Genomic DNA, 12,546 nt, shown 5'->3' with positions numbered 1-12,546 from the left:
GCTCATTTTAGGCATTTATTTTCTTTTTTTGCGCATTTGCTTTACTTTCGAAGGTGTAATGTCATTACCTTTTGGATCTAAAATGGTTGTATTCAAAATCGTTCCTTTCATGTGTGAACGAAATGACTTTAAATACTCTTTTCTTAAAATTTCTTGTTCTATTTTTTCATCCGCAGTTAAGCCTCTGCTTTCTTTTTGCGGGAAAGTTCATTAATCCGATTGATTTTTTCTTTTTCTAGCATTTTTTTCATCCTATTCCTTAATATAGTTACCATCATTATAACATAAAGGATGAAAATCAGTTGATCAAAAGCCTGAAATTACTCGTTGGCTAATTGTATAGAAGAATCTTGGTTAATCTGATTTTTTTTCACGGGTATGACGATTTCATCCCCTGCTTTTAAAGCTCCATCATTAATATGATTCTCTTTTTCTACCCATTTAATAAAAGTCGCTTTATCCATATTTGCTTTTGCGGCATGTTCATCTGCTAATACCCATAAAGAGTCTCCAGAATTCACATCAATTTTTGAGTATTTATTTTCATTTGTCGCACTCGTATAAAAAAGCAATGTAAGGCCCATAAGTACAGAAGCAACGACAAAAATAATCGCAATATAATATTTATCCCAAATTAATTTCAAAGTCATAAAATCCCCTCCAACGGAATGTACGTTCGCTTTAATTACATTATAGAACGAACGTTCGATTTTGTCAATAAAAAAACGAACCTTTGTTTGCATATCAAAAAAACATTTGCTATACTAAATGTATCAACTAATTAATAACGGGGTGAAACCATGAAATTATCAAAACGTCAACAAGATATATATGAATTTATAAAATCTGAAGTCAAAGACAAAGGATACCCACCTTCTGTTCGCGAAATCGGCGAAGCTGTCGGATTAGCTTCTAGTTCCACAGTCCATGGTCATCTTGCTCGTTTAGAAGCAAAAGGACTTATCAGACGAGATCCAACAAAACCTCGTGCCATTGAAATTTTAGCAATGGAAGATGAAGCACCAGCACCAGCCGTTGTTAATATCCCGTTAATTGGGAAAGTGACGGCAGGAATGCCCATCACTGCTATTGAAAATATTGATGAATACTTTCCTCTTCCTGAAAGTATGGCCGCAGGTGAGACCGACATATTCATGCTTGAAATTGATGGTGAAAGTATGATTAATGCAGGTATTTTAGACGGGGATAAAGTCATTGTACGGAAACAAAGCAATGCGTTAAATGGTGAAATTGTTGTTGCGATGACGGAAGAAGATGAAGCAACATGTAAACGTTTCTTTAAAGAACAAAATCATTTCCGCTTACAACCCGAAAATGATAGTATGGAACCAATTCTTTTGAACAATGTTTCTATTTTAGGTAAAGTTATCGGCCTATTTCGTGATATTCGTTAAAAAAAACCGCCGAAGCGGTTTTTTTTTTAATCCTAAATAACGAGGCTACCGTATGCAGGGTAGCCTCAGACTGGACTGCTGACAAACGGCAATCTTCGTTGTTAGCGCCTCCGTTCCGAGGTTCACGTACTCGAGTACGCTCCACTTCGGTACTCGGCTCTGCCTAGAATCTCACCATTTGTCAACAGCCTGATTTTGGCGTGCGCCGTTTTGTTTTGCGTAAACTTTGAGTTTTTTTAAAAAGCTGAGGCTGCCATTTTCATGGCAGCCTCTTCGGATTAATAAATCTCTAAATACTGATCACGTTCCCACGGATGAACGGCCGTACGGAACATATCACATTCAATTTGTTTTGCTTCAATAAAATGCTCATAGATATGTTCACCAAGACCATCGCGAACTGCATCATCTTTTGATAGTTCGATTAGGGCGTGATTCAAGCTTTCAGGTAAATCATAAATGCCAGCCTCATGACGTTCCTCTTCATCCATACCATAAATATTACGGTCAACTGGAGTAGGCGGCGTTAATTTATTTTTCACACCATCAAGTCCCGCTTTTAAGAGAACAGCCATTGCAAGATATGGATTCGCAGAAGGATCAACACTACGAAGTTCAAGACGTGTACTTAACCCGCGAGAGCTAGGAACCCTAACTAGCGGACTACGATTTTTACCACTCCAAGCAATGTAACAAGGAGCTTCATACCCTGGGACTAAACGCTTGTAAGAGTTAATCGTTGGGTTAGTAACAGCTGTATAACCACGAGCATGTTTTAACATCCCCGCCAAGAATTGATACGCCGTTTCACTCAATTGCAGTTCACCATTTTCATCGTAGAAAGCATTTTCACCCTCTTTAAACAGCGACATATTAAAGTGCATACCTGAACCATTTACACCAAAAAGCGGTTTAGGCATAAAAGTAGCATGTAGGCCATGTTTTCTAGCAATCGTTTTAACGACCAATTTGAACGTTTGAATACTATCGCACGCCGTTACGGCGTCTTCATATTTGAAATCTATTTCATGTTGTCCTGGGGCCACTTCATGGTGGGAAGCTTCAATTTCAAAGCCCATCTCCTCAAGTTCAAGTACAATATCACGACGACAGTTTTCGCCTAAATCAGTAGGGGCTAAATCAAAATAACCGCCGGAATCATTTAATTCGAGTGTCGGTTTACGATTTTCATCCAGTTTAAACAGGAAAAATTCAGGTTCTGGTCCTAAATTAAAGTCCGTAAAGCCGAGTTCATGCATTTCTGCGAGTACACGTTTTAAATTAGCTCGTGGATCACCTGAAAATGGTGTCATATCAGGATTATAAATATCACAAATCATACGCGCTTACTTTTCCTTTTTCTGCTGTCCAAGGGAATACTACCCAAGTATCTAAGTCGGGGAAAAGGTACATATCCGATTCTTCTATTCGAACAAAACCTTCAATGGATGAGCCATCAAACATCATTTTATTATCCAATGCTTTCGTCAATTGGCTAACAGGAATCTCGACGTTTTTGATGATTCCTAGGATATCTGTGAACTGTAAACGAATAAATTTAACATTTTGTTCATCTGCGAAGCGGAAAATATCTTCTTTAGTATAATTTGACATAATTTGTAATCCTCCCAATATTTAATTTATATAAACTTCTTAAAAGTTAATATCGATTTAGAATTTTGCTACAATTTCGGATATTGATTTTTAGATAAATCATCACCTTTTACGAAACGCCCTGCTTGTTGCATTTCTTTTCTAAGAATTTTTCGTACATCTTCATCCGTAAGTGGATTTTTCTTCTCTTGATCTTGGATTTGATACATCTTTTTAATGCCTGCGATGTTTAAACCATCATTTAAGTAATCTTTAATCTCAAGGAGTGTGTCAATATCCTGAAGTGAGTAGTGCCTGTGGTTCCCTTGATTTCTAGCTGGACTGATTAAGCCTGGTCTTCGTAATAACGAATCTGCCTTGCGGTTAAATCTGTCAGTTTCATCACGGGACCAATTGGAAAAAGAGGCATCGATCGACGAATTTCTTTCTCACTCACGGCGTTTTCCCCCTCATTTATTTTTTTATGATAGTAGCATTATAATGTACGTTAAATCATTTGTCAAATCTATGTTAGATAATCTAACATACATCTAAACTCATTGAGACAGAACGCTTTTAGGCATAAAAAAGACACAGTGAAATGGTCTGTGTCAAAAAAACTTTATTTTTTTTTACAATGAATATGTTAGTTCTATAACTCTAACACATGATTTTCAACTAACGAACCAACCGCTTCCGTTACAGCTATTTTCACGTGCTCATAAGTTAAGCCGCCCTGCACATAAAGCTCGTAAGGAGGACGAATCGGGCCATCCGCTGTGAGTTCCAAACTAGCACCTTGAATAAAGGTTCCAGCTGCCATGATAACGTCATCTTCATAACCAGGCATGTAGGCCCCAATTGGTTTTACGTGAGCATTAATTGGTGAAGCTGCTTGAATAGCTTGCGCAAACAAGGTCATTTTTTTAGAATCATGAAAAGAGACACTTTGAATTAAATCAGTTCGTTTTGCATCCCAAGAAGGACTAGTTTCGATACCGCATAATGATAGCATGGCCGCTGTAAATCTAGCACCTTTAACAGCCTGAGAAACAACATGTGGAGCTAAAAAGAAACCTTGATACATATCAAGCAAACTATAAAGTGAAGCCCCCGCTTCAAGCCCTATTCCAGGCGTCGTTAAGCGATAACCACATTTTTCCACAAGTGTTTTTTTCCCGGCGATATATCCCCCGATTTTAGCAAGACCCCCGCCCGGGTTTTTTATGAGCGAGCCTGCCATTAAATCTGCGCCAACATCTGTCGGTTCTTCAATTTCAACAAATTCACCATAACAGTTATCGACAAAAACAATGATATCCGGTTTCTTATTTTTAACAAATTGAATCATTTCTTTAATTTGATTAATCGTAAAGGAATCCCGATTTGCGTAACCTTTTGAACGCTGAATCCCAATCATTTTTGTATTTGCCGTTATTTTTTCAGCCACGCTTTCAAAATCAACTTGATTTTCTTTCAAAGGAACGGCTTCATAATCGATATGAAAATCTTTCAATGAGCCATTGCCGCTTCCCCGAACGCCTACAATCTCTTCAAGCGTGTCGTAAGGCTTTCCTGTAATATATAAAAGTTTATCTGATGGACGTAAAACACCAAAAAGAGCCGTACCAATCGCATGCGTTCCTGAAATAAGCTGTGGTCGTACAATCGCTTTTTCACTATGAAAGACATCCGCATAAACAGCTTCCAGCGTATCTCTTCCTTCATCATCATAGCCGTAGCCTGTGGAAGGGTTAAAATGAAAATCGCTCACTTTATTTTTGCGGAACGCTTCTAATACTTTCGCTTGATTTTTTTCCGCGATTTCATCTGTTTCCTGATTTAATTTAATAATCCGTTCTTCTGCTTGCTGTTTTAACTTTTTCACTTTTTCGTTCATAGTCTTTCCTTTCCAGAAAAATAGCCCCGAATTTGATAGGTTTCATTTATTTCATCAAAATCCATTTTTGAAATATAAGTCGCTCGTTTCAAAAAAGCTATTTTAGTCCCTTCACTTGCTTTCACAGTTAAAAAGTAAGGAATCCATATTTTTTTAACTTCCTCTAACAACCGCTCACGCATTTCATCTTGAAAATTCACCTGTAACGCTGAAGTTTCCATGTCATTTGCTTCGGTTGCGATAAAAGTCGGATGTTGTTTATCTTTTTTATTATACAATGTTAAAACTGGAATATCACTTATTTGAAGAGCCTGTAAAATATCTTTTACTGTTTTAATATGCTTCATATAATCCGCATTCGAGCTATCTACAACATGCAAAAGCATATCCATATCCGCACTCTCTTCAAGGGTGGATTTAAAAGCTGCAACAAGCGAAGTCGGTAAATCTTGAATAAAACCAACCGTATCGGTAAGAAGCACTTCAAAGCCATTCACAAGCTTCATTTTTCGCGTTGTCGGATCAAGAGTTGCAAAAAGTTGGTCTTCTTCTAACGTTTCAGCTTTAGTTAGTTGATTAAAAATAGTTGATTTCCCTGCGTTTGTATAGCCGATCAATCCAAAGCGAAAAACCCCGTTTTGTTTGCGCTTTTCGCGAATACGTTCACGATGCTTCTCAACTTGTGCCAACTCTTCTTTAATTTGATGCATTTTAAGCCTCAACAAACGACGATCCATCTCAAGCTTCGTTTCCCCCGGCCCTCTCGTCCCAATACCTCCACCGAGCTTTGAAAGAGAGCTCCCTTGTCCTGAAAGGCGAGGTAATAAATATTCATACTGAGCATAGGCTACTTGTAATTTACCTTCTCGCGATTTTGCACGCATCGCAAAAATATCTAAAATCAGGCTGGTGCGGTCAATAATTTTCGCATCAATCTCCGCTTCAATATTTCGAATTTGCGATGGTGTTAATTCACTATTAAAGATGACCGTATCTGCTTCTGTCTCAAGTACAAGGTTTTTAAGCTCCTCTAGCTTGCCTCGGCCGATATAACTTTCCTTTCGAACGCGTTCCATTTTTTGCACCATCTGGCTAATAACTTCCCCGTTCGCAGTATCCACAAGCCGACCTAATTCTTCCATTGAATAATGAAATGCCACCTCATCCGCATCTTTTAATAAAACACCGACTACAATCACTTGTTCCTTTTCCATTTTGCCCGCACCTCTTCTTTATGTCTACAGCAAAAAAGACAGGAGTTTTCACCTGCCTTTTACGCAATTGAAATGCGATTAATCCTCCGAATTTAGCGCCACATTTTTTTGTGGTGAGAATGTCGAAATCGCATGTTTAAATACTAATTGTTGTTTTCCTTCTACATCAAGAAGAACTGTAAAATTATCAAAGCTAACTACTCTTCCACGTAATTGGAAACCATTTGTTAAGAACACGGTTGCTAAAATCTTTTCTTTTCTTAATTGGTTTAAATATTGATCTTGTAAAGCTTGTCCACCTTTAGTCATGTATACCTCTCCTATCTTTCTAAGAACTCCCCTTTAAAGAGGTTCATCTAAAACAGTTCATAAACTATTCTAAACATCATTACCCTATATTCCGCACCATCAAACCGTTTCTTTGTCTAAAAAACGCTTTATTGTCTCGTCTATTTGCGAAACACTGTCTTCCTCTGCTAAATTAAACCAGTTGACAGACATACGATTTCTAAACCACGTTAATTGGCGTTTTGCAAAGTGCCGTGAGTTCTTTTTAATTAATTCGATAGCCTTTTCTAATGAAATTTGACCATCGAAGTATTGAAATAATTCTTTATAGCCAATGGCCCGTGTAGCCGAATTGTCACCTAAATGTTGTTCGTAAAGCCATTTTGCTTCATCTAGAAGCCCTTCACCAATCATATTATCAACTCGCAAATTAATCCGCTCGTATAAAACCTCTCTAGGTAAATCTAGACCAATAAAAAGTGGTTTAAAACGTTCGTTTAGCGTCTGATGAGTTTGCATGGAGCTAAATGGTCTTTTTGTCACATGCATGACTTCAAGAGCGCGAATCACTCGTCGTTTATTATTCGGATGAATAGTCTCTGCGCTTTTTGGATCAAGCTTTTTTAAACGCTCAAATAAAATTTCCGGATCCAGCTGGTTCATTTCATTACGAAAAACAACATCTTCACCTGATTCACCAAATTTGTAGTCATAAAAAACAGACTGAACATACAAACCTGTTCCCCCAACAACAAAAGGCTGTTTTCCCCTCATGAAAATATCTTCAATTGCTTGAAGAGTATCTTCTTTAAACCGTGATGCTGTATAATTTTCATTTGGAGATGCAATATCAAGTAAATGATGTGGAATATTTTCTTTTTCGTCTTCCGTAATTTTAGCTGTTCCAATATCAAGGTTTTTATAAACTTGAACAGAGTCCCCACTAACGATTTCGCCCTTCCATTTCTTGGCAAGTTGGACACTTAGCGCAGTCTTTCCCACTGCTGTTGGGCCAACAAGGACAATGACAGGAATTTTAGCCAAATAAAGCCCTCCTTGCAACTAATACTAATGTACCATGAAAAGAGCAAGAAGCAAACCTTTTTTTGCAAAATAAAAACTGATGATAGGCATTTTATCACCAGTCTTCATTTTTTTATCTATCGTGCCAGTCCGCAGGTTCTCTTGCATCTTGAATTTCAGCTTCAAGTTCTCTCTTCAATTTGGCTTGAGTCGCTTCATCCCAAGAAAACAGATTTTGCATTTCATCTAACACAGCGTCTTTCCATTCAAGCAAATACGGCATATCAAAAAGTAAGTAACTTGTTCTTCTTAATAAGAAATCGACAGGATGAACAACCGATTCATGGTAGATAGAATAATGTAATTCAGCATATAAACTATTAGGTAGTGTGGTGTTTTCTTTTTCCTTATGGGCCTGAGCATATGTGAATAATTTATCGATATTCGTACCAAATCGTTTCGCTAGTTCTTTTGCGACTGGAAGTGACCATCCAAAACGATTGTTACCTTCTCTTGCCTTTTTATCAATAAACGTATCTAAGTTTTTTGAACCACCAATGTCCCCGCCAGAAATTGGTAAGTGTTTCGTTTGTACGGAAGAATAGGTTTTACCTGTTTCACTACTTAATTGTTTCGTTACCTCATCTAAAAGTTTTTCTGCCATTTTACGATAACCCGTTAGTTTACCACCAGCCATAGTAATGAGGCCACTTTCAGAAAACCATACTTCATCTTTTCGAGAAATTTCAGAAGGATCTTTTCCCTCTTCATAAATAAGCGGTCTAACCCCTGCCCAACTTGATTCAATATCTTTTTCAGTAATCTGCACATCCGGAAACATATAATTGATGGCTTTAATCACATAAGTATGGTCTGACTCAAGCGCTTTTGGGTGAATAGGAAATTCATCATAAAAGGTATCTGTTGTACCGACATACACTTTTTTATCCCGTGGAATCGCAAAAACCATTCGTCCGTCAGGAGTATCGAAATAAACAGCTTGCTCCATTGGAAACTTGCTTTTATCAATAACAAGATGCACCCCTTTGGTTAAACGTAGATGTTTATTATTGTGTGAATAGTCAAGTTTGCGCACGCGATCTACCCAAGGTCCCGCTGCATTAATAACTCGGTGACCGCGAATGTCATATACACGTCCTGACAAACGATCCGTAACGGTTACACCACGAACTTGTTTTTTATCATCATAAATAAGTTCCTCTGCACGCGTATAATTAATCGCAAGCGCTCCAAGTTCAACTGCTTTTTTCATCACCTCAATGGTTAAACGGGCATCATCTGTCCGGTACTCAACATAATAGCCTGAACCTTTTAAACCTTCTTTTTTAACAAATGGATTTTTCGCAAGTGTCTCTTTCACAGAAAGAATTTGACGACGTTCATCTTTTTTAACACCAGCAAGATAATCATATAAACGAATACCCATTGAGGCTGTTGTTTTCCCCATATTACCACCTTTATGGAAAGGTAACATCATCCATTCAGGCGTTGTCACATGTGGTCCATTTTCATATACAATCGCACGCTCCTTACCTAGTTCGGCTACTTCCTTTACTTCAAATTGCTGTAAATACCGCAATCCACCATGTACAAGTTTAGTTGATCGGCTGGAGGTACCGCTTGCAAAATCTCCCATTTCAACTAGCGCAACCGACATCCCACGGCTAACCGCATCTAGAGCTATACCAGCTCCTGTTATCCCACCGCCAATGATGACAAGGTCAAACGTTTCATCTTGTGCTTTTCTTTCAATTGTTTCTCTGTCAAATGCTGAAAATAACTGTACCATTTTGTATATGCCCCCTCAAATTTAGACTATTATCCTGTTAACTACTCGGCTTTTTCCACTTCAAGCAGTTTCTAAACATTTTGATAAAAAAAGAGACTACAAACAAAGCGATTGCGCTCGCCGTTTGTAGTCTCTCTCATCTCAAATAGACAATAATCTCGTATTAACTTAACTTTATTATACCGAACCATTTCACAAATGCAAACATTTAGTTTGTTAAGGTGAACCGAACGCCATTCTTTTTTACTATTCCAAATGACTCAAATTTATTAAAATTAGTTAAAGACGCTGTTTTCTGCGTTACAGTGATATATTTGTGTGGTATTATTGTACTTGACTTCAAGAGACAAACAAAGAAATTACACAAATAATAGGAGATGTTATTTTGAAGAGAACAGCTCGATACAGTAGAAAATATGTTCCGAGTATTGATGGACTTCGTGCACTTGCTGTCCTAGCTGTTATTGCCTATCATTTAAACTTTTCATGGGCACAAGGCGGTTTTATCGGCGTTGATATATTTTTTGTACTATCTGGATATTTAATTACGAATATTTTACTTACACAATATGAAAATGAAAATACGATACACTTAAAAGATTTTTGGTTAAGGCGTTTTAGGCGTTTGATTCCTGCCGCTTACTTAATGATTATTACTGTTGTGATTTTTGCCGTTCTTTTTAATCGTGAATTACTAACAACATTACGTGGTGATGCCATCGCTTCCTTTTTTTATATGAGTAATTGGTGGTTTATCTTTCATAACGTGTCTTATTTTGACTCGTTTGGCCTACCTTCACCACTTAAAAACTTGTGGTCGCTTGCGATTGAAGAACAATTTTACTTAGTATGGCCGCTATTTTTATACGGCTTCTTACGTTGGATAAAAAATCCGAAATGGTTACTACGTATTATAATCATCATCGCACTTTTATCCGCAATTTTAATGGCTGTACTTTATACGCCAGGGGCTGATCCAAGTCGCGTTTATTACGGAACCGATACACGTTTATTTGATTTATTAATCGGTTGCGCCCTAGCGTTTTTATGGCCATTTAATCGATTAAGTCCAAAAATACCGCAACAAAGTAAACTAGCTTTAAATATTACGGGAACTATAAGCGTGGTTTTATTCTGCATACTCGTGTACACCATGAATGAGTACCAACCCTTTTTATATCGCGGCGGACTATTTTTAGTGGCTATTTTAGGGGTTCTCATGATTGCCACAATTGCACACCCTTCGTGTTACTTAAGTCGCCTCTTTAGCTTTAGACCTCTACGGTGGATTGGAACGAGATCTTATGGGATTTATTTGTGGCATTACCCGATTATCACTTTAACCACACCGGTTACTGAAATCGGACAGCCTAGCCTGCTACGTGCTGCCCTTCAAGTTGCGGCTACATTTGTTATTGCCGAGCTTTCTTTCCGCTTTGTTGAAACACCAATTCGAAAAAAAGGATTTATCGCGTATGTTAAAGGATTTAGGCATAGAAATTATGCTGTAATAAAAAATAAACCTATCGGACTTTGGGCGGCTATTTCAGCACTCGTTTTATCCGTCGGAATTTTTGCAACTGGCATGTCTGGCATTCTTCCAATTAAAACAAAAGCCGAACACACCGTAACAGAAGTCAAAACGTCTACAAATAGTGAAAAAACGGAAAGCAAAAAAGAAGAAAAGCAACCCGCTAAACAGCCTAAAACTGAAGGAAAAAAATACAGAACAAAAAGCTATCACACCAAAACCAGCTAAGAAAACATACACCTATACGCAAACACTAGCGTTAGGCGATTCCATTATGATTGATATTGAACCTTTCTTAAAAGAGGCGATTCCAAATGTCACGATTGATGGTAAAATCGGAAGGCAGCTCGTTGATGCGATTGATGTGTCGTATAGTTATAAAAAATTCAATTCAAAAGGTAGCGCCATTTTAATTGAACTTGGCACAAATGGGCCATTTACCGAGAAGCAACTAAATCAGCTTTTGGATCGCTTTGACCAGGCCGATGTTTACCTTGTCAATACTCGTGTTCCGCGGGGCTGGGAATCGGAAGTAAATCAGGCTATCAAAAATGTATCTAATCGCTCCAATGTGACGGTTATTGATTGGTATTCAGTCGCCGTAAATCACAGTAGTTATTTCGCGCCTGATGGTGTGCATCTTACAAAAACCGGCTCGCAAGCTTATGTTAATTTAGCGCTTGATGCTATGAAAAAATAAAGAGGTTCCGAAATCGGAACCTCTTTTTTTATGCAAATACATTTGGCCAAGTTTCTTTTTCGTTTAAAAATTCTCGGGCTAACTGTTTCGCCCCTTCTAAACTATGGCTCGCAGCGAAGCCACATTGTACTTCATTACAAGCCGGAACTTCAGTCGCATCTAAAACGTCGTTTAGTGTTGCTTCTAAAATCCGCAAGACATCCGTGAAGTCATCATGATTGATAAGTGACACATAAAAGCCCGTTTGGCACCCCATTGGGCTAATATCGACAATTTTATCGGTATGGTTGCGTGCTAGTTCCGCCATTAAATGTTCTAATGAATGCAGGGCGGGCATTTCCATGTGCGCTTGATTAGGTTGTTTAAAACGAACATCATACTTATAAATTTCATCACCGTGAAACCCCGTTTTCGTCCCAGCGAGTCTTACGTATGGGGCTTTTACTTTTGTATGATCTAGGTTGAAGCTCTCCACGTTCATTTTATCAGACATTCGATCAGCTCCTTTTATTTATCAAGATTCTGGCGGTTCGCTATCTGTAATTTCCGGGATAACGGTCCACATATCGATTGGTTCTCCTTCTAGTGTTTCATCGAGAACAAACGACCCATTTGAATAACGATCTGTTAAATGAAGATTTTCGGCATCTAGTTCGATAAGTTGTTCTTTGTTCGTTTCGATTATCAATTTATCTGTTTTTCCAATGAGCGAAATGGATACGAAGCGATGTGGATTCGTTTTTAGTTCGCGCAACATTAGCAAGCCTCGTTTGGCACGCGATATAGGTTCAAATTCCGAAAGCTTCATTTGTTTTAGTGAGCCTCGTTGTGTGATTAAAACCATATTTCGAGTTTCATCAGGCGAAATCACAAAACCACCGATGACTGCATCATTTGCTTTTAAATTAATCGCTTTAACGCCTGCGGTACGCGCCCCGGAATCAGGGACTTCACTTAMCATTGATTAACGACMAACCAACTAACCCAAYTTTTTGTCGCTAAAAAGACATCTTCTAGATTGTCGATAAGTGAAACGCTTAGCAGTTCATCTTCACCTTTAAGTTTAATCGCC

At 38.1% G+C, this 12,546-nt stretch carries 8 protein-coding genes and 5 pseudogenes; 2 read left to right on the top strand and 11 right to left on the bottom strand.

What is annotated here, in order from left to right; all coding sequences use genetic code 11:
• Positions 1–15 precede the first annotated feature (15 nt).
• Together LFLEISCH_RS02130 and yneA are read right to left on the bottom strand one after the other, a co-directional pair.
• Positions 16–242 (bottom strand): annotated as a pseudogene (locus tag LFLEISCH_RS02130) (DUF896 domain-containing protein).
• A gap of 78 nt (positions 243–320) precedes the next feature.
• Entirely contained in the window at positions 321–650 is a 330-nt protein-coding gene (gene yneA / locus LFLEISCH_RS02125) for a cell division suppressor protein YneA (RefSeq protein ID WP_007472587.1), read from the bottom strand.
• Positions 651–800: 150 nt separating this feature from the next.
• On the opposite strand from yneA, the gene lexA reads away from it, so the two are divergent.
• Positions 801–1,415, top strand: a complete 615-nt coding sequence (gene lexA, locus LFLEISCH_RS02120) for a transcriptional repressor LexA (protein WP_007472584.1) — start codon at positions 801–803, stop codon at positions 1,413–1,415.
• Between the two features lie 278 nt (positions 1,416–1,693).
• Here lexA and glnA read toward each other — a convergent pair.
• The 7 genes and pseudogenes from glnA to LFLEISCH_RS02085 form a co-directional block, all read right to left on the bottom strand.
• Positions 1,694–3,029, bottom strand: a pseudogene (gene glnA / locus LFLEISCH_RS02115) (type I glutamate--ammonia ligase).
• Between the two features lie 68 nt (positions 3,030–3,097).
• Positions 3,098–3,465, bottom strand: a pseudogene (locus LFLEISCH_RS02110) (MerR family transcriptional regulator).
• A gap of 195 nt (positions 3,466–3,660) precedes the next feature.
• A complete protein-coding gene (locus LFLEISCH_RS02105) occupies positions 3,661–4,908 on the bottom strand; it encodes a methionine gamma-lyase family protein (protein WP_007472583.1) in 1,248 nt (415 codons plus the stop codon).
• The gene (hflX, locus tag LFLEISCH_RS02100; protein ID WP_007472582.1) at positions 4,905–6,122 is read right to left on the bottom strand and encodes a GTPase HflX; all 1,218 of its coding nucleotides are present in this window, start codon (positions 6,120–6,122) and stop codon (positions 4,905–4,907) included. Before hflX ends, LFLEISCH_RS02105 begins: the two co-directional genes overlap by 4 nt.
• A gap of 78 nt (positions 6,123–6,200) precedes the next feature.
• Entirely contained in the window at positions 6,201–6,431 is a 231-nt protein-coding gene (gene hfq / locus LFLEISCH_RS02095; protein WP_007472581.1) for an RNA chaperone Hfq, read from the bottom strand.
• Between the two features lie 99 nt (positions 6,432–6,530).
• Entirely contained in the window at positions 6,531–7,454 is a 924-nt protein-coding gene (gene miaA, locus LFLEISCH_RS02090; RefSeq protein ID WP_007472580.1) for a tRNA (adenosine(37)-N6)-dimethylallyltransferase MiaA, read from the bottom strand.
• A 112-nt stretch (positions 7,455–7,566) separates the two neighbouring features.
• Complete coding sequence (locus tag LFLEISCH_RS02085; RefSeq protein ID WP_007472579.1) at positions 7,567–9,243, bottom strand: glycerol-3-phosphate dehydrogenase/oxidase; 1,677 nt, start codon at positions 9,241–9,243, stop codon at positions 7,567–7,569.
• Between the two features lie 385 nt (positions 9,244–9,628).
• On the opposite strand from LFLEISCH_RS02085, the pseudogene LFLEISCH_RS02080 reads away from it, so the two are divergent.
• Positions 9,629–11,474 (top strand): annotated as a pseudogene (locus tag LFLEISCH_RS02080) (acyltransferase family protein).
• 28 nt (positions 11,475–11,502) lie between these two features.
• Here LFLEISCH_RS02080 and LFLEISCH_RS02075 read toward each other — a convergent pair.
• Together LFLEISCH_RS02075 and LFLEISCH_RS02070 are read right to left on the bottom strand one after the other, a co-directional pair.
• On the bottom strand, positions 11,503–11,967 hold the full coding sequence (locus LFLEISCH_RS02075; RefSeq protein ID WP_007472577.1) for an S-ribosylhomocysteine lyase: 465 nt from the start codon (positions 11,965–11,967) through the stop codon (positions 11,503–11,505).
• 21 nt (positions 11,968–11,988) lie between these two features.
• Positions 11,989–12,546: pseudogene (locus tag LFLEISCH_RS02070) on the bottom strand (DNA gyrase C-terminal beta-propeller domain-containing protein); the annotation flags it as partial.

Origin of the sequence: Listeria fleischmannii subsp. fleischmannii LU2006-1, from assembly GCF_000344175.1 — a bacterium.
Lineage (GTDB): Bacteria > Bacillota > Bacilli > Lactobacillales > Listeriaceae > Listeria > Listeria fleischmannii.
This window is presented reverse-complemented; position numbering and strand designations above follow the sequence as displayed.